This is a genomic window from Paracidovorax citrulli, from assembly GCF_900100305.1.
GTDB lineage: Bacteria > Pseudomonadota > Gammaproteobacteria > Burkholderiales > Burkholderiaceae_C > Paracidovorax > Paracidovorax citrulli.
Genome location: NZ_FNEY01000024.1, coordinates 18,181 through 34,103 on the forward strand (window position 1 = coordinate 18,181; position 15,923 = coordinate 34,103).

18 protein-coding genes are annotated in these 15,923 nt (G+C 69.4%); 4 read left to right on the top strand and 14 right to left on the bottom strand.

Annotated elements, in window-relative coordinates; genetic code table 11:
• Positions 1 to 47: 47 nt before the first annotated feature.
• From BLR99_RS15725 to BLR99_RS15735, 3 genes are all read right to left on the bottom strand, one after another.
• The gene (locus tag BLR99_RS15725; RefSeq protein ID WP_011797604.1) at positions 48 to 620 is read right to left on the bottom strand and encodes a spore coat protein U domain-containing protein; all 573 of its coding nucleotides are present in this window, start codon (positions 618 to 620) and stop codon (positions 48 to 50) included.
• Between the two features lie 43 nt (positions 621 to 663).
• Entirely contained in the window at positions 664 to 1,281 is a 618-nt protein-coding gene (locus BLR99_RS15730; protein WP_011797603.1) for a Csu type fimbrial protein, read from the bottom strand.
• Between the two features lie 262 nt (positions 1,282 to 1,543).
• Complete coding sequence (locus BLR99_RS15735; protein WP_011797602.1) at positions 1,544 to 2,467, bottom strand: gamma-glutamyl-gamma-aminobutyrate hydrolase family protein; 924 nt, start codon at positions 2,465 to 2,467, stop codon at positions 1,544 to 1,546.
• Positions 2,468 to 2,695: 228 nt separating this feature from the next.
• Between BLR99_RS15735 and BLR99_RS15740 the strand changes: the two genes are divergently transcribed.
• Positions 2,696 to 3,043 (top strand): HPF/RaiA family ribosome-associated protein, encoded by a 348-nt coding sequence (locus BLR99_RS15740; protein WP_011797601.1) that lies wholly within the window; start codon positions 2,696 to 2,698, stop codon positions 3,041 to 3,043.
• Here BLR99_RS15740 and BLR99_RS15745 read toward each other — a convergent pair.
• The 6 genes from BLR99_RS15745 to BLR99_RS15770 all read right to left on the bottom strand — a co-directional run bounded on the left by BLR99_RS15745 (position 3,033) and on the right by BLR99_RS15770 (position 8,538).
• Positions 3,033 to 3,935: a TIGR03915 family putative DNA repair protein gene (locus tag BLR99_RS15745; RefSeq protein ID WP_011797600.1), complete on the bottom strand. Its 903-nt coding sequence runs from the start codon at positions 3,933 to 3,935 to the stop codon at positions 3,033 to 3,035. The two genes, BLR99_RS15740 and BLR99_RS15745, sit on opposite strands and share 11 nt — an antisense overlap.
• Positions 3,932 to 5,236 carry a putative DNA modification/repair radical SAM protein gene (locus BLR99_RS15750; RefSeq protein WP_011797599.1) on the bottom strand — a complete coding sequence of 435 codons (1,305 nt, stop codon included), beginning with the start codon at positions 5,234 to 5,236 and terminating at the stop codon, positions 3,932 to 3,934. Before BLR99_RS15750 ends, BLR99_RS15745 begins: the two co-directional genes overlap by 4 nt.
• A 113-nt stretch (positions 5,237 to 5,349) precedes the next feature.
• Positions 5,350 to 5,889, bottom strand: coding sequence for a DUF924 family protein (locus BLR99_RS15755; RefSeq protein WP_011797598.1), 540 nt, complete (start codon positions 5,887 to 5,889; stop codon positions 5,350 to 5,352).
• 82 nt (positions 5,890 to 5,971) lie between these two features.
• Positions 5,972 to 6,862, bottom strand: a complete 891-nt coding sequence (locus BLR99_RS15760) for an OmpA family protein (protein WP_011797597.1) — start codon at positions 6,860 to 6,862, stop codon at positions 5,972 to 5,974.
• 42 nt (positions 6,863 to 6,904) lie between these two features.
• A complete protein-coding gene (locus BLR99_RS15765) occupies positions 6,905 to 7,423 on the bottom strand; it encodes a DUF4398 domain-containing protein (RefSeq protein ID WP_011797596.1) in 519 nt (172 codons plus the stop codon).
• A gap of 158 nt (positions 7,424 to 7,581) precedes the next feature.
• Positions 7,582 to 8,538, bottom strand: a complete 957-nt coding sequence (locus BLR99_RS15770; protein WP_017438394.1) for a LysR substrate-binding domain-containing protein — start codon at positions 8,536 to 8,538, stop codon at positions 7,582 to 7,584.
• A gap of 98 nt (positions 8,539 to 8,636) precedes the next feature.
• Here BLR99_RS15770 and BLR99_RS15775 point away from each other — a divergent pair, with 98 nt between their 5' ends.
• Complete coding sequence (locus BLR99_RS15775; RefSeq protein ID WP_011797594.1) at positions 8,637 to 9,932, top strand: MFS transporter; 1,296 nt, start codon at positions 8,637 to 8,639, stop codon at positions 9,930 to 9,932.
• A 119-nt stretch (positions 9,933 to 10,051) separates the two neighbouring features.
• On the opposite strand, the gene gap is transcribed toward BLR99_RS15775, so the two are convergent.
• The 5 genes from gap to tkt all read right to left on the bottom strand — a co-directional run bounded on the left by gap (position 10,052) and on the right by tkt (position 14,577).
• Positions 10,052 to 11,053 carry a type I glyceraldehyde-3-phosphate dehydrogenase gene (gene gap / locus BLR99_RS15780; RefSeq protein ID WP_011797593.1) on the bottom strand — a complete coding sequence of 334 codons (1,002 nt, stop codon included), beginning with the start codon at positions 11,051 to 11,053 and terminating at the stop codon, positions 10,052 to 10,054.
• A gap of 80 nt (positions 11,054 to 11,133) precedes the next feature.
• Positions 11,134 to 11,502, bottom strand: a complete 369-nt coding sequence (locus BLR99_RS15785) for a DUF1493 family protein (protein ID WP_011797592.1) — start codon at positions 11,500 to 11,502, stop codon at positions 11,134 to 11,136.
• Entirely contained in the window at positions 11,496 to 11,924 is a 429-nt protein-coding gene (locus BLR99_RS15790) for an STM2901 family protein (RefSeq protein ID WP_116212608.1), read from the bottom strand. The genes BLR99_RS15785 and BLR99_RS15790 overlap by 7 nt, the downstream gene beginning before the upstream one ends.
• A gap of 68 nt (positions 11,925 to 11,992) precedes the next feature.
• On the bottom strand, positions 11,993 to 12,457 hold the full coding sequence (locus tag BLR99_RS15795) for a hypothetical protein (protein WP_017438392.1): 465 nt from the start codon (positions 12,455 to 12,457) through the stop codon (positions 11,993 to 11,995).
• A gap of 32 nt (positions 12,458 to 12,489) precedes the next feature.
• A complete protein-coding gene (tkt, locus tag BLR99_RS15800; RefSeq protein WP_011797590.1) occupies positions 12,490 to 14,577 on the bottom strand; it encodes a transketolase in 2,088 nt (695 codons plus the stop codon).
• A 106-nt stretch (positions 14,578 to 14,683) separates the two neighbouring features.
• On the opposite strand from tkt, the gene BLR99_RS15805 reads away from it, so the two are divergent.
• Both BLR99_RS15805 and BLR99_RS15810 read left to right on the top strand, forming a co-directional pair.
• On the top strand, positions 14,684 to 15,118 hold the full coding sequence (locus tag BLR99_RS15805) for an S-adenosylmethionine decarboxylase family protein (RefSeq protein ID WP_046060736.1): 435 nt from the start codon (positions 14,684 to 14,686) through the stop codon (positions 15,116 to 15,118).
• Entirely contained in the window at positions 15,115 to 15,906 is a 792-nt protein-coding gene (locus BLR99_RS15810) for a nucleotidyltransferase family protein (protein WP_011797588.1), read from the top strand. The genes BLR99_RS15805 and BLR99_RS15810 overlap by 4 nt, the downstream gene beginning before the upstream one ends.
• The last annotated feature ends 17 nt before the right edge of the window (positions 15,907 to 15,923 follow it).

A 15,923-nucleotide genomic window follows, 5' to 3' on the forward strand; every position in this document is an offset into this window, starting at 1 on the left:
GCAGGCCCTGCGGTCCGGGCAGCGCAGGAGGGAAGGCGGACAGGCCCCTACCATGACAGCGTCACCTGTACCGTATCGGTATAGACGCCCGCCGGCAGGCCGAACCCTGGGAACGTGGCCGTGCCCTGGACCGGCAGGGCGGCGGCGCTGGCGCCGAGCGTGAGGCCGGCGGGCACGTTCGGGACGAGCGCCGTGGCGGGGCCCGTGGCCAGTGCCAGCGCGTAGGGCACATAGGCGCCCGCGTTGTTGGAGAGCCTGCGCTGGCTGCCCTGCGCGTTCTGCCCGGCATCCGCCGCCACCTGCACGGCCGTGCCCGGGGTGCACTGGATCAACGCCTGCCCGCCGGCACCGGAGCCGGCGAGCCGCATCTCGCTGCCCGTGCGGACGGCGGAGTGCGTGCCGAAATCGATCGTGCCGAAATTCACGCCCGTGACCTGCCCGGGAGCGCCCGACACCAGGCAGCCGCGCACGATGGCGGCGTTCACCGACAGGGTGGCCGTGGTCGGGATCGTGGCGGGTACCGCGGACAGCGGCAGCAGCGTGGCCAGGCTCAGCAGCGGTCCTGCCGGCCAGGCGGCGGCCCGCCCGCTCCACGCCGCGGGGCGGATGGCATGTGGCATCGAAAGATCTCCCTCGCCGCCGGAGGCTCCGGCGCTCCCTGATTCAGAAGGTCAGCGTGACCTGCAGCTGGTCGGTGTAGAGGCCCGCGGGCAGCGCCACCGCGTTGGTTTTGTTCACCAGGCCATAGATGGGCAGGGTGAACGGGTTGCCCGCCGACGGCACGGCGATGCCTGTGACGGCCGTGGCCGCCGTATAGGGCACCGTATGGCCCGGATCGCGGTACACGTCGTAGGGAAGGAAGGCGCTGCCGTTGGACATCGCGCGCGTGCCCGTGCCGATGCCGGCGCCTTGTCCGGCATGCGTGCCGCTGTCGATCGTGATGCTGAACGCGGTGATCTCGGGCGAGCACACGATCTGGGTGGCGCCCGCGCCGCCTTCTCCGCCGCTGGCCGTGGCGGTGGCCGTGCCCACGAAGGTCGCCGGCCGGGATCCGAAGTCCAGTGTGCCGAAATCCGCGCCCGATACAGTCCCCGGGCCGCCGTTGATCACGCAGCCGGACGTGAGCATCATGCGCGCGCCGAGCACGCCGGACAGGGTGGCGGCCCCGAGCGGCGCGGCGCCCGCGGCCAGCGCCAGCACGCCTGCAGTGGCCAGGGTGCGTGCCTTGCGCCCGGCAATCCGGCCCCGCCGCGGTGCCAAATGGTTGGATGTCGCTTCCATCGCTTTCTCCTCCACAGAAAAAAACCGGTGCGGAAGCTGCGGTCGGTACCGCTCGCCGCCGTCCGTGGCGTTTTTGCCCCTGCCTCTAAAAAGAAAAGCGGCTTCCCGCGGGAAGCCCGGGTGGATCAAGCCACCTCTGTCGTGCTGTTGTACAGCATGTTAAGGGCGATGGGAATGCCCGCGTATAAGTGGAATTCCAGAGCAAGCACTGGCCGCAGCCATCGGCCCGCACTACTGCCGAGCTGCAACGGCCCGGTTGCGGCTAGCGCCGAAGCAGGGCCTGGCGCAGCAGCCGGGCCGCGCGGTCGCGGATCCGGAAGGGGCTGTGCCCGGGCGCGGGTCGCGATTTCGCACGGATGCAGGCCGCCAGGAAGTCATGCAGGATGGGCGCGTCGTCCATGGTCTGCGAGGCGCCCGGCTTGAAGAATTCCGGATGCCACTGCGTCGCGGCGATGTAGCCGCGCCCGGAGTGGGCGTTGCGGCGGATCGCCTCGGGCACGCCGTCGGGATGGCTCCAGGCCTCGATCTCGAAGCCGGGCGCCAGGTTCTTGATGCCCTGGTGGTGGATGCTGTTGACCACCATGCGCGGCTGCTGGGGATACAGCTGCGACAGCCGCGTGCCTGGCACGATCTCCACCTCGTGGAAGTGCTGGTCGTAGGTGACCGCGTTGCGGTGCTGCTGGGCACCCGGGTGCTGGGTCTCGATGTCCTGGTAGAGCGTGCCGCCGAAGGCCACGTTGATGAGCTGCAGCCCCCGGCACACGCCGAAGATGGGCTTGCCCGCCTGCTCGAAGGCTTCCACCACGGCCAGGTCGTACAGGTCGCGGATGCGATCGCCGAGCCAGGCATCCTTCAGCGGCACCTCGCCATAGCTGCCGGGCCACACATCGGCGCCGCCATGCATCACGACACCGTCCAGCCATTCGGCGTAGTGGGCCAGGGTCACGTCGCCCCGGGCCGTTTCGCCCGTGGGGCACGGCACCATGACGACCATGGCGCCGGCCGACATGATCCAGTGCGCGATGGATTGTTCGACGTACTGCAGCGTCTTGTTGGTGAACAGCGACCGGGCCGGGTCGGCATGCGAGAAGCAGGCCGACAGCCCGATCTTGAGCCGCTGGGCGGCCGGGAGTGCCGTGGCACGCCGCGCGGGTGGCGGCCCGCGGAAAGGGGGAACATCAAGCATGGGGAATTTTTAGCCCATCCCGCGCGACTCTGCTGTAGGAACCCGCCGCCCGCGTGCCTGCGCCTCTCTCCCTGTTCCCACGGTTCACGCAGGCGGCGAACGTGCGTGCGACTGCGCGTTTCGTCACCTTTGGAAGCACAGCCGTGCCGGGCGGCTCTTGCATTTCCGGCCTGCGCCGCGACTCTCCTTGTGACAGCACCTTTTTTCGTTCCCACCGAGGAGGCATCCATGCAAGTACAGGTCCAGTACGACGAACACATCCAGGGCGGCGAGTCGCTCGTCCAGTGGGTCCAGACCGAAACCGCCAGCCGGCTGGCGCGTTTCCGGGACCATCTGACCCGGGTGGAAGTGCATCTGTCGGACCTCGATGCCGGCAAGTCCGGCGGAGGCGACAAGCGCTGCGTGGCCGAGGCGCGGCTCGCCGGCCGGCAGCCGATCGCCGTGAACGCCGACGCCGACAAGGTCGCCGATGCCTTCACGGCGGCCGTGGACAAGCTGGCCCGTGCCATCGATACCGACCTCGGCCGGCTGAAGGACAAGAACGGGCGCGAAACCATCCGCACCGTCACGGAGTAAGGGCGCGGCCCTGCGCGATGCGCCGGCGGGGCACCGTGGCCGGCGCCTCGACCATCCGCCCGCTGCGCTCGGCCGCGCCCTGCGCCAACTCGCCGATCAGCGCGGCCTCCGGCAGATTCTTCCAGTAGCGCACCGGCATCTCGCGCCGCATCATGTCCAGCTTGAGGCGCGCGGGGTTGAAGGTGTGCCGGTAGTAGGTCAGCCAGAGCGCTTCGCCGGCATCGGGGGGCGGGGCATCCGCGCGCGTGGCACCCGGCCCGGTCTTCAGCGCGGTGCCGTCCCAGTGCAGGCTGCATTCGGGCGTGAGCAGTGCCCATCGCATCTGCGTGAAGCGCTGCACGAAGAAGGCGGCATTGGCCCGCACGATGAAATGGTCCGGCTCGAACCAGGCCACGTGCAGCGGCCCGGCGCCGCCATCGTCCACCGGGCGGAAGCGCACGAAGGCCCGCATCTTGTGCATGTCCCGCCGCACGGCGGCGGCCATGCGCTGCACGCGCGCGATGTCCGCGTCCAGCGGGTCGTGGCGCAACGCCGCTTCGTGCGCCATGCGCCAGAGCGCGCGGTAGAGCAGGGCGAAGCGGGCCGGATCGCGGTGCAGGCAGGCGCTCTCGCACAGCGCCACGAAGGCCCGCGGCACATGCACGGGCGTGCCGGCCGGCCCCCCTGCGCCTTCCGGGCCGGAGGGTGGCGCGGCGCCATGCGCGCCGCCGGCTGCGTGCCGGGCATCGGCAGTGCCGAAGAGATCGTCTTCCACCGCGCCGACGACCTGCCAGGCCACCTGTTCCGGCGCCATCCCGGCATGCAGGCAGGCGCGTGCGCCCGCCCGGAACCCCTGCCAGTCGGCAGGATGCTGCAGGACGACGGTGCGGTGCGCGGTGCCGACGGCGGTCATGCGAACAGGCGGGCCTGCGACGGCTGCGGCGACAGCCAGGCGCGCAGGCGTGCCGGGTCGCGCAGCCGCTCGGCGGGGCGATGGTCTGCCACGCAGACGAAGGGCAGCACGCGGGACAGGGGCACGTGCAGCCGGCCCAGGTCGGCATGGCCCAGCCGGCGCACGCGGCGGGCGGCCAGCAGGCGCTCCACCGTGCGCACCCCCAGGCCGGGCACGCGCAGCAGCCGCTCGCGCGCCGCGGTGTTCAGGTCCACGGGGAAATGCTCCGGGTGCGCCACGGCCCAGGCGAGCTTGGGATCCATGTCCAGCGACAGCATCCCGCCCGTGCCGTCGCCGCGCGGCGCGGGCGGGACGATCTCGTCGTGGGTGAACCCGTAGAACCGCATGAGCCAGTCGGCCTGGTAGAGCCGGTGCTCGCGCACCAGCGGCGGCGCGGCCAGGGGCAGGGCGCGCGGGGCGTCGGGAATGGGGCTGAAGGCGGAGTAGTACACGCGGCGCAGGCCGAAGCCTCCGTAGAGCCGTGCGCTCGTGGCCAGGATGGTGCGGTCGTCCGCGCCGTCCGCGCCCACGATCATCTGCGTGCTCTGCCCGCCGGGCGCGAAGCGCGGCGCTTCGGCCCGCCGGGCGCGGCCGGGCAGGGAGACGATGCGCTCCGTGCCGGCGCGCCGCCCCTGCTGCTGCGCCCGCGCCTGCCGTGCTTCGTCGATGTGCACCGCCATGCGGCCCATGGAGCGCTGGATGGCGGCGCCGTCCTTCTCGGGCGCCAGCGCTGCCAGGCCCTGCGAGGTGGGCAGCTCGATGTTGATGCTCAGCCGGTCGGCGTAGCGGCCCGCGCGCTCCAGCAGCTCGGGGGCGGCGTCCGGAATCGTCTTGAGGTGGATGTAGCCGCGGAAGTCGTGGTCCTCGCGCAGTGCCCGGGCCACCTCGACCACCCGCTCCATGGTGTAGTCGGGGTTCTGGATGATGCCGCTGGAGAGGAACAGCCCTTCGATGCAGTTGCGCCGGTAGAAGTCCAGCGTGAGATCCACCACCTCCTGCACCGAGAAGCGGGCGCGGGGCACGTTGCTGCTGACGCGGTTCACGCAATACAGGCAGTCGTACTGGCAGTAATTGGTGAGCAGGATCTTGAGCAGCGAGATGCAGCGCCCATCGGGCGCATAGCTGTGGCAGATGCCCATGCCCTCGGTCGATCCGATGCCCTTGCCGCCCACGGAGTTGCGTGCCGACGTGCCGCTGGAGGCGCACGATGCGTCGTACTTGGCGGCGTCTGCGAGGATGGCGAGCTTGGACAGGGTGGACACTGTATTAATTTACAGTGTCCTGGGCCCGGCATGCCCAAAGCCCATGCGGAGCGCATGCCTTTGCTCCGATGGGCTCCGGTGCCACGCGGGGCCGGAGCGTCAGAAGGAGCTCGTCAGAAGGAGCTGCCTGGCTGCTGCAGGAACAGCGCCTCCTCCGGCGTGGTTTCGCGGCCCAGCACTGCGTTGCGGTGCGGGAACCGGCCGAAGCGGTCCACGATCGCCTGGTGCTGCAGCGCGTAGTCCAGGTTGTTCGGCTGCCCCAGTGCGGTGAAGAGCCGCACGGATTCCGCCTGGATGCGCGCCGACTCGCTGTGCATGAACGGCATGTACAGGAATGCGCGCCGGGGCGGCGGCAGTTCGGCGTCCAGGCCCTGAGCGATGGCTTCCTGCGCGAGCGCCAGGGCCATGCCGTCCTGGGCGAACGACGCCGCCTGCCCGCGCAGCAGGTTGCGCGAGAACTGGTCGAGCACGATCACCTCGGCCAGGCGCCCTTCCGCATCCGTGCGCCATTCCCACAGCTCGCCCAGCGACGCCCGGCGGTGCAGGGTTGCGAAGCGCTCGCGGATGGCCTCGTCGAAGGCATCGTCCTTGCGGAACCATTGCTCGGGCGTGGTTGCATCGAACCAGAAATGGAGGACGTCTTGGGCGGTCATGGGATGCAGTATCGGACAGAGCCGCGCCGCGCGGCAAAAAGGCCCTGCCGGCGCGGGCGCGGTCAGGGCCTGGGCCTGGGGATCAGCGGCCCCGCAGATTGCCCTTCTCGTCGGCGATGACGATTTCCACGCGCCGGTTCATGGCGCGGCCTTCGGGCGAACTGTTGTCGGCCACCGGGTAGGTCTTGCCGTATCCGCGGGCGGTGATGCGGTCCGGTGCGACGCCGCGCTGCACCAGCGCGCTCTGCACGGCCTGCGCACGGCGCTCCGACAGGCTCTGGTTGTAGGCGTCGCCGCCCACGCTGTCGGTATGGCCTTCGATGATGAGCTTGCGGTCCGGGAACTGGCGCAGGAAGTTCGCCAGCTTGTCCAGCCGCGGCCCGGCCTGGGCGGACAGTTCGGCCTTGTTGAAGGCGAACAGCACGTCGCCCAGCGTTACCAGCAGGCCGCGCTCGGTCTGCTGCGCCTCGATGTCGCGCAGTTGCGCTTCCAGCGCACGGACGCGGGCGGCATTGTCGGCGGCACGCTGTTCGGCGCTCGCGGCCTGCAGTTGTGCCTGCTGGGCGCTGCGGGCGTTGGCCTCGGCCTGCATGCGGGCCCGGTCGGCTTCGCTGGTCAGGCGCAGGCGCTCGGCATCGGCGCCCGCCTTCTTGATGTCGGCGTCCAGCACCCGCGAGCGGGCCACGTTGGAGGCGATATCGGCGCGCTGCGTGGCGAGATAGGCGAGGTGGTTGGCCTCGGCGGCGTCGTTCTTGTCGCTCCAGACACGGTCCGCACGGGCGAGCGTATCGGTGGCGGCCTTCAGTTCCAGCGGTGCGTTCTGCACGACGGCCGGGTCATTGGCCGCACGGTTGACGGCGATGCGGGCGGTTTCGACCGAATCGAGTGGCGCGCGCGTCGCGCAGGCGGCCAGGAGGCCTGAGGCAACGAGCGCGGCGGCGAGGGCGGTGGAGCGGCGAAGGGTATGGCGCATGGTGTGGTTCTCCCTGTCGGGTGGTCGTTCGTTCGGTCGGGCTCAGCGGGCGGGGACCGGGTTGGGGGGCACCGGCATGCCGGGCACGGCGGTCGGGGTGGCGGCCGGCCGGGGCGCAACCGCAGGCGCGGTCATGGGCGCAGGCATCGGGGCGGGCACGGCGGCCGCGCCGGGGGCGGCCGCGGGCGCGGGATCGCGCCGGGTGATTTCCGACTGGAGCGACTGGATGCTGGTGCGCACCTGCTGCAGCGTGGCGGCGTTGTTGGCGGCTTCGGCCTTGGTCTCCGCGATGCGGGCATCCGCTTCGGCTTCTGCGGCGTAGCGGCGGGCCATGTCGTACTGCTTGTCGGCCATGGCCTTCTCGGCGGCCGCCAGCTTGTCGCGGGCCCGCTGCAGCTCCACGGGCGCATTGGCCGTGACCTGCGGCTCGCCGGCCACGCGGTTGACCGTGGTGCGGGTCACGGCCATCTGGTCGGTGGGTGGCGGCGTGGACGAGCATGCCGCGAGCGCTCCCAGAGCCAGAACGGCCGTGGCGGTGCGAAAGAAGGTGGCAGTCTGCATGGCGGAACTCCTTTGAATGGGTGCGAATACCGGAGGCGGTGAGCGCGACGGTAAGGAAGGTTTCCGATTGTTGGCAGCCGCCCCGGCCGGCCGCGTAGGTGCAGCGCAGCAGGCGCCGTGGGCCGTTTCTTACGGTTACAGGCCCGGTCGCCGGAACGTCAGGCGGCCGGCACGATGCCGCCCTTGCCGGAAAAGCCCATGTGCTCCCGCACGGCATCCAGCAGCAACGCGGCCAGCCGCTCCGAGGCGGCATCCAGCGGGTCCCGGGCGCGTCCCAGCACCAGCTCCATGGACGGGAGCTCGGGCAGTCCGCAGGCCGAGGCCGACAGGGGCCTGACGTGCGCCGGAAGGCCGAAGGACGTGCGCACGGAAAGCCCCAGCCCCGCCGCCGTCGCCGCCCACATCGCGCCCAGGCTGCTGCTGTGGAAGGCGTGGCGCCAGGGCAGGCCCGCGTGATCCAGCGCGGTCGTGACGATGCGCCGCAGGGGGCAGGGGTCTTCGAGCAGCACCAGCGGCAGCGGCGGCCGGCTCGATGGCGTGAGCGCATGCCGGCCCTGCCACCAGGGGGCTTCGTCCAGCGTGTCCGCGCCGGCCGGGCCGATCCAGTGCAGGGGCTGGCGAATGATCCGCTCGGCCCGCATGCACGACAGATCGATGCCCGCATCCCAAAGCAGTGCCAGGTCCAGCTGGCCCACGGCGAACCGCTCGCGCAGTTCGGTGCTGCGGGCCGCGCAGACCTCGATACGCACCTGCGGATGCGCCCGCGCGAAACGCCCCAGCACCCCGGGCAGCAGCGTCTCACCCAGATCTTCCTGCAGGCCCAGGCGGACCAGCCCGTGCAGCGGGCTGCCGCTCACGGCGGCGGCGGCTTCGTCGTTCAGGTCGAGCAGGCGGTGGGCATAGGCCAGCAGGATTTCGCCGGCCTCGGTGAGCACCAGGCCGCGGCCGGACTTGCGCAGCAGGGGCGTGCCCGCCTGCGATTCCAGCTTCTTCAATTGCGCGCTCACCGCCGAAGTGGAGCGCCCCAGCCTGTCCGCGGCGCGCACGAAGCTTCCGAGTGCCACGCCGGTGGTGAAGGTGCGCAGCACGTCGAGGTCGTAGAGGGTGCGGGCCATGATGTGGGCTTCCTGGGTGGAACCGTCCTGAAAATCAGGATGATGGCGCCATTATTTTCTGATTTTCAGAATGGTCGCGGGCGCGGACACTGCGCCGCATGACGACCTGCACTTCGATGTCCGCGGCCTGTGCCGCACGGCCTCCCGTCCCCGGTACCTCCCGTTCCCGCCACCGCTGGAAAGTGCTGGCGGCCGGGGTGTGCGCCAACGCGGCGTTTTCCGTCGCCTTCAGCGGCATCCCCATGACCGCCGTGATGATGCGCAGCAGCTACCAGCTCGATGCCGCCGTCCTCGGGCTGATGCTGGGCCTCATGGGGCTGGGCATCGCCGTGAGCGAAATGCCGTGGGGCATGCTCACCGACCGCTGGGGCGACCGGCCCGTGCTGCTGGCAGGGCTGGCAGGCACCGCGCTGGCCCTGGCAGCCATGGCCTTCTGGGCCGTGCCGTCGGCCGGGCATGTGCCGGCGCGGGGGCTGCTCGCGGGCGGACTGGTGCTGGTCGGCCTGCTGGGGGGCAGCGTCAATGGCGCCAGCGGCCGGGCCATCATGCAATGGTTCGCCGAGGGCGAGCGGGGCCTGGCCATGAGCATCCGCCAGACATCCGTACCGCTCGGCGGCGCGATCGGCGCGCTGCTGCTGCCCGCGCTGGCATTGCACGGCGGTTTCGCCGCCGTGTACGGGGTGTTGGCGGCGCTGTCCCTGCTGGCGGCCCTCATGGCGGCTGCCTGGGTGCGCGAGCCCGGGCAGGTGGCACATGGCGTTGCCGCCGCGCCCGCCATGGACCCGGGAGGGCCGCTGCGCGATGCACGTGCCTGGCGCCTGGCCGCGGGCATCGGCCTGTCATGCGCGCCGCAGTTCGCGGTGCTGTCGTTCGGTACCGTGTTCCTGCACGACTTCGTGCGAGCCGGGCTGGAGGCCACCACCGCGACCATGGCGGCCGTTCAGGTCGGCGCCATGGCGCTGCGCGTGTGGAGCGGGCGCTGGACCGACCGTCGCCGCAATCGGCCTGCCTATCTGCGGGCCTGCTGCGCACTCGCTGCCCTGCTGTTCGCCGCCATGGCGGTGCTGGCCGGATGGAGCGCGGAGGGATCGGCACGGAGCATGCAAGGGGTGCTGCTGGCGTTGCTGGCGGCCTGCGGACTGTGCGTGTCGGCCTGGCACGGCGTGGCGTACACGGAACTGGTGGTGCGGGTGGGCGCCGGCCGCGCGGGCACGGCGCTGGGCATGGCCAACACCAGCGTATTCATCGTGTGCTTCCTGGTGCCGTTGCTCATCCCCCATTTGCTGGCTCCCTGGGGCTGGGGGGCGGTCTGGGGCGCCGCGGCGGCCTGCACGCTGGCGGGACGGTGGCTGATGGTGCCTCGGGTGCCGGCCGACGCTCCACGCAGTCCGTAGCACGTTGCCATGGGCGGAGGGCGGCGGGCACGAGCGCCCATGAAAAAGCCCGGCGGCCGCAGGCCCCGGGCTTCGATCGCGCCTGAACCGCCTCGCGGCGGCCCGGCATGGGTAGCGGCTTACTTGCCCGCGACCACGCGCACCATTTCCAGGCACTTGTTGGAGTAACCCCACTCGTTGTCGTACCAGGAGACGACCTTCACGAAGGTGCCGTCCAGCGCGATGCCGGCATCGGCGTCGAAGATGGAGGTGCGTGCGTCACCGCGGAAGTCGGTGGCGACCACCTTGTCTTCCGTGTAGCCCAGCACGCCCTTCAGTGCGCCTTCGGACTGGGCCTTCATCTCGGCCTTGATCTCTTCGTACGTGGCGGCCTTCTCCAGCTCCACCGTCAGGTCCACCACCGACACGTCGGAGGTGGGCACGCGGAAGGACATGCCGGTCAGCTTCTTGTTCAGCGCGGGAATCACCACGCCCACGGCCTTGGCGGCGCCGGTGGAGGAGGGGATGATGTTCTCCAGGATGCCGCGGCCGCCGCGCCAGTCCTTGTTGGAGGGGCCGTCCACCGTCTTCTGCGTGGCCGTGGCGGCGTGCACCGTGGTCATCAGGCCGCGCTTGATGCCCCACTTGTCGTTGAGCACCTTGGCCACGGGGGCCAGGCAGTTCGTGGTGCACGAGGCGTTGGAGATGATGGCCTGGCCGGCGTACGTGTCGTGGTTCACGCCATAGACGAACATCGGCGTGTCGTCCTTGGAAGGCGCCGACAGCACGACCTTCTTCGCGCCCGCGTCCAGGTGCTTCTGGGCCGTCGTCTTGTCGAGGAACAGACCCGTGGACTCGATCACCACCTCGGCGCCGATCTCGCCCCACTTCAGGTTGGCCGGATCGCGTTCCTGCGTCAGGCGGATCTTCTTGCCGTTCACCACCAGCGTATTGCCCTCGACCGACACGGTGCCCTCGAAGCGGCCGTGCACCGAGTCGTACTGCAGCATGTAGGCCAGGTAGTCGGGCTCCAGCAGGTCGTTGATGCCCACGACTTCGATGTCGCTGAAGTTCTGCACGGCCGAGCGCAGCACGTTGCGGCCGATGCGGCCGAAGCCGTTGATACCGATCTTGATGGTCATGGGTAGTCCTTTATGGAAGTGAAAGAAAGGATGGAAACAATGAATTCCGCGGTGATGTATTTCTGCAGGAGGGATGAAGCTCAGTCGTATTCTTTCCGGTAGTACGCCTGCTCGAGCCGATTCTTATCCCAGATCCCGTCGCGTGCCGCCAGGAGAAGCATGCCCAGCGTCACCGGGGTGGTGGCTTTCTTTTTTCTGAAAGCAGAAAGAAGCCAGAGGCCTTCGGGTTCAAAGTAATCTTCGGAGCGATAATCTCCTGTCATGACATTGAATCTGGATGCAAAATCTTCCATGAATTGGAATGCATCATCCCCCGTAAGCCCCAGGTCTTTCACCAATTCAGTGTCCCTGGTGTAGGTAATACGGCGCCCCAACTGGCGCAAGCCTACCGAGTCGATGTTCGACGCAAGCTGGACCAATTGTTCCCACAGGTCGGAGGAGCTTACCATAGGCGGTCTTCCTCCCTTGCGAGAGCGTTGTAGGTCGTTATCATCTTGTTGACGATCTGAAAAACGTCATATGCCAATATAGTCCAGCCGACACCGGGAACCAGACGGCCCACGAAGGCCCCCAGGTTTTTGGTGAACGTTATTTTGAGCGTGGTCAGGCTGGCTCCTGTAATTGTTGGCAGTGCGAATGGCAAACGGTGCTGGAGTAATCTTCTCGATATGACGGAAGCCACGGATGTTCCCTGCGTGGCACCTCCGAACTTGCCGCGCGTTGGCAGTATGGGCTGCCCCGAGAGGATGGCCGCTGCAGCAGCAATATCCACGCCGCCCAGCTGATCCAGGGTCTGGTCTATACCTATCCAGAAGAAAAGCTCCTCTGGAGAAAGTTGAGAGAGTTCGTTATAAGCGTAGGTGCCCGCCATGATTACCGCCGCCATGGGCACCATTCGTTGAAGATATGTACGCGATCGAACATGGCGGTATGCTGGTTTCAATAGCTCTCTATGAACTCAACATCGACGTCTTTGCAGGCGCCTGTGGCTCCGACCACCACCTTGACCGATACAAAATCCGGGTGATTGCAGGCCATGGCAAGAAGATTTCTTGATTCCGACGCGTTGATCGTCAGGTCGGGCTGGCACCGCTGCTTCGTGAAGGTGGCGCGATAGAAGTCCAGTATGTCTTCGCTTGGAAGTGAGCTTCCATACGAAACCACACTGAAGGGAGCCCCCTCTCCATCGCGCCCCTTCCAGCGGGCCGTTGCGGCCCGGCACTCTCCTACCAGCTCCACAGACTTCAGCGATGCAGGGGCGGCGATGCGATAGGTGAGCGATCCGCGCCTGACGTCGCTGACGTCGAATGTGGCCCATGCCAGGGCGAAGAACAGCACCACGGCACCCACCGCCCCCGTCGCCACGAATACCAGAGCCTTGCTCACTTTGCTGCTGGTTGCCATCGCTGGATCGACTGAGGTGCCGTGCCGCGGTGTCAGCGGGCCTTCTTCAGCCGCGCGGCGCCGATCGCCACCATCACGGAGTCGGCCACGTTCTCCGGCGTGAAGCCGAAGTGCTTGAACAGCACCGGGGCCGGGGCCGATTCGCCGAAGGTATCGATGCCGACCACGGCGGCGCAGCCGTACTTCCACCAGAAGTCGGTCACGCCCATCTCCACGGCGATGCGCGGCACGCCGGCCGGCAGCACGCTGGCCTTGTACTTCGCATCCTCGCGGTCGAAGGTGGTGGTGCTGGGCATGGAGACCACGCGCACGGCGATCTTCTTCTCGGCCAGCAGCTTCTGCGCGGCCAGGGCCAGCTGGACTTCGGAGCCCGTGGCGATGATCACGGCCTGGGCCTTTTTCTTGATGCCCGCGTCGGCCGGCTCGGAGAGCACGTAGGCGCCGCGCGAGATGTCGCCCAGGTCGCGCTTGGCCGCGTAGGCCAGGTTCTGGCGCGACAGCAGCAGGGCGGTGGGCCGGTTGCGGTTGGACAGGGCCACGCTCCAGGCCACGGCGGTCTCGGCCGTGTCGGCGGGGCGCCAGACGTCCAGGCCCGGGATCAGTCGCAGGCTGGCGGCATGCTCGATCGACTGGTGGGTGGGGCCGTCTTCGCCCAGGCCGATGGAGTCGTGCGTGAACACGTGCACCACGCGCAGCTTCATGAGCGCGGCCATGCGGATGGCGTTGCGGCTGTAGTCGCTGAACGTGAGGAAGGTGCCGCCGTAGGGGATGAAGCCGCCGTGCAGCGCGATGCCGTTCATGATCGCGGCCATGCCGAACTCGCGCACGCCGTAGTTGATGTGGCGGCCGCCCAGCTTGGCGGTTTCCGCGCCGCCGGTGTTGACTTCCACCTGCACCACGTCGCCCTGCTCGTCGAAGCGCAGCGCGGGCGTGCTCTTGGTGTTGGTGAGGTTGGAGCCCGTCAGGTCGGCGCTGCCGCCGAGCAGTTCGGGCAGCGCGGCCGTGAAGGCTTCCAGCGCGAGCTGGCTGGCCTTGCGGCTGGCCACGGTCTCGGCCTTGGTGTGGGCGTTCACCACGGTGTCCACGGCGGTCTGGGCGAAGTGCCTGGGCAGGTCGCCCGCCATGCGGCGCAGGAATTCGGCGGCCAGTTCGGGATACGCGGCGGCGTAGGCGTCGAAGCGCTGCTGCCAGTCGGCCTCGGCCTGCGCGCCGGCGTCCTTGGCGTTCCAGTCCGCATAGACCTCGGCCGGGATCTCGAAGGGCACGTGGCTCCAGCCGATGGCGTTGCGCGTCAGGGTGATCTCGTCGGCGCCCAGCGGCTCGCCGTGGGCCTTGGAGGTGCCGGCGCGGTTGGGCGAACCCTTGCCGATGGCGGTCTTGCAGACGATCAGGGTGGGCTTGTCGATGCTGGTCTTGGCGCTCTGCACCGCGGCGGCCACGGCCTCCACGTCGTGGCCATCGACCGGTCCGATCACGTTCCAGCCGCTGGCGCGGAAGCGGCCCGGCGTGTCGTCCACGAACCAGGGCGCGACCTGGCCGTCGATGGAGATGCCGTTGTCGTCGTAGAGCGCGATCAGCTTGCCCAGCTTCCAGGCGCCGGCCAGCGAGATCGCCTCCTGGCTGATGCCCTCCATCAGGCAGCCGTCGCCGAGGAACACGTAGGTGTGGTGGTCCACGATGGTGTGGTCCACGTCGCCGTTCCTGCGGTTGAACTCGCGGGCCAGCAGCTTCTCGGCCAGCGCGAAGCCCACGGCGTTGGTGATGCCCTGGCCCAGCGGGCCGGTGGTCGTCTCGACGCCGGGGGTGATGCCGTATTCGGGGTGGCCGGCCGTCTTGCTGTGCAGCTGGCGGAAGTTCTTCAGCTCCTCGATGGGCAGGTCGTAGCCCGTGAGGTGCAGCAGCGCGTACAGCAGCATGGAGCCGTGGCCGTTGGAGAGCACGAAGCGGTCGCGGTCGGCCCACTGCGGATTGGCGGGGTTGTGGCGGAGGTGGCGGGACCACAGCGCGACGGCCATGTCGGCCATGCCCATCGGGGCACCGGGATGGCCGGAATTGGCCTGTTGAACTGCATCCATTGCGAGTGCGCGGATCGCATTCGCCATCTGTTGAGAATTGGCCATCAGGGGCGGCTCCGGAAGGGGCTGGGGAGGGGAAAACCGCGCATTTTACCGGGCCACCCCTTGCTTTGCCCATGGAATGGCCGTGCCCTGCACTACAGTGCGGGCCATGCAAGGCCTGCACCTCACCGCCGATCTCCATGGCTGCCGATGCGCGCCGCGCTGGCTGCTCGATGCCGATGCGCTGGGCCGGGCCTGCCTGGATGCCGTGCGTGCGGCCGGCCTGCAGGCGGTGGGCCGGCTGTTCCATTCCTTCCCCGCTACCGCGCATGGTCCGGGCGGCGTCACCGCCACCGTACTGCTGGCGGAGTCGCACCTGTGCATCCACACCTGGCCGGAGCGCCGCGCCGTCACGCTCGACGTGTACGTGTGCAACTTCGGCGCCGACCATTCCGCGCAGGCCCATGCCTTGATGGATGCGCTGCTGGCGCTTTTCGAGCCGGCCGGCGTACAGCGGCACGCGCTGCGGCGCGGGGCGCCCCTCGTGCCCGGCGATGGCCGCCACGATGCCGCTGACCTGCCTCACGATCCGTTTCCCGCATGACGATTCCACCGACGACATCTCCCGCTCCGCCCCTCTCCGCCACGGCCCCGCAGCCGCCGGCCATGCTGCTGGCCGCCGGCCGGGGCGAACGCATGCGCCCGCTGACCGACGCCACCCCGAAGCCGCTGCTGGCCGTGCGCGGTCGCCCGCTGCTGCAGTGGCACCTGGAGGCCCTGATCGCGGCCGGCGTGCGCTCGGCCGTGGTCAACACGGCCTGGCTGGGCGAGCAGATCGGCGAGCGGTTCGGAGGCCGGTTCACCGCGGGCGACGGGACAGCGGGCGAGGCGTTGTCGATCGCGTACTCGCATGAAGGCCGCGACTTCGGTGCCGCGCTGGAGACGGCGGGTGGCATCGCCCGCGCCCTGCCGCAGCTGGGGGACGTGTTCTGGCTGGCGGCGGGGGATGTGTTCGCACCCGATTTCCGGTTCGCGGCGGAGGATGCGGCGGCTTTCAAAGCTGGCGAGGCGCTGGCCCATCTCTGGCTCGTGCCCAATCCGCCACACCACCCGCGCGGCGATTTCGGCCTCTCGCCGGACGGCCGCGCGCTCAACCTCCCGGCGGATCATCCAGGGCCGCGTTACACCTACAGCACGCTCGCGCTGCTGCGGGCGGACCTCTTCGCCGAGCCCTGGTGCGATATCCCCGCAGGCAATCCCGGCGGCGCGGCCGCGCCGCTCGCACCGCTGCTGCGTCGTGCCATGGACCAGGGGCGCGTCACGGCGTCGCTCTACACCGGGCGGTGGACCGACGTGGGGACGCCGGAGCGGCTGGCGGCGTTGAATCGCTGAAAACCGCGTTCCGTGCG

Bases quoted from the DNA above. Each gene is read 5' to 3' on its own strand.
- BLR99_RS15725 (WP_011797604.1), bottom strand. From the start codon at position 620: ATGCCACATGCCATCCGCCCCGCGGCGTGGAGCGGGCGGGCCGCCGCC.
- BLR99_RS15730 (WP_011797603.1), bottom strand. From the start codon at position 1,281: ATGGAAGCGACATCCAACCATTTGGCACCGCGGCGGGGCCGGATTGCC.
- BLR99_RS15735 (WP_011797602.1), bottom strand. From the start codon at position 2,467: ATGCTTGATGTTCCCCCTTTCCGCGGGCCGCCACCCGCGCGGCGTGCC.
- BLR99_RS15740 (WP_011797601.1), top strand. From the start codon at position 2,696: ATGCAAGTACAGGTCCAGTACGACGAACACATCCAGGGCGGCGAGTCG.
- BLR99_RS15745 (WP_011797600.1), bottom strand. From the start codon at position 3,935: ATGACCGCCGTCGGCACCGCGCACCGCACCGTCGTCCTGCAGCATCCT.
- BLR99_RS15755 (WP_011797598.1), bottom strand. From the start codon at position 5,889: ATGACCGCCCAAGACGTCCTCCATTTCTGGTTCGATGCAACCACGCCC.
- BLR99_RS15760 (WP_011797597.1), bottom strand. From the start codon at position 6,862: ATGCGCCATACCCTTCGCCGCTCCACCGCCCTCGCCGCCGCGCTCGTT.
- BLR99_RS15765 (WP_011797596.1), bottom strand. From the start codon at position 7,423: ATGCAGACTGCCACCTTCTTTCGCACCGCCACGGCCGTTCTGGCTCTG.
- BLR99_RS15770 (WP_017438394.1), bottom strand. From the start codon at position 8,538: ATGGCCCGCACCCTCTACGACCTCGACGTGCTGCGCACCTTCACCACC.
- BLR99_RS15775 (WP_011797594.1), top strand. From the start codon at position 8,637: ATGACGACCTGCACTTCGATGTCCGCGGCCTGTGCCGCACGGCCTCCC.
- gap (WP_011797593.1), bottom strand. From the start codon at position 11,053: ATGACCATCAAGATCGGTATCAACGGCTTCGGCCGCATCGGCCGCAAC.
- BLR99_RS15785 (WP_011797592.1), bottom strand. From the start codon at position 11,502: ATGGTAAGCTCCTCCGACCTGTGGGAACAATTGGTCCAGCTTGCGTCG.
- BLR99_RS15790 (WP_116212608.1), bottom strand. From the start codon at position 11,924: ATGGCGGGCACCTACGCTTATAACGAACTCTCTCAACTTTCTCCAGAG.
- BLR99_RS15795 (WP_017438392.1), bottom strand. From the start codon at position 12,457: ATGGCAACCAGCAGCAAAGTGAGCAAGGCTCTGGTATTCGTGGCGACG.
- tkt (WP_011797590.1), bottom strand. From the start codon at position 14,577: ATGGCCAATTCTCAACAGATGGCGAATGCGATCCGCGCACTCGCAATG.
- BLR99_RS15805 (WP_046060736.1), top strand. From the start codon at position 14,684: ATGCAAGGCCTGCACCTCACCGCCGATCTCCATGGCTGCCGATGCGCG.
- BLR99_RS15810 (WP_011797588.1), top strand. From the start codon at position 15,115: ATGACGATTCCACCGACGACATCTCCCGCTCCGCCCCTCTCCGCCACG.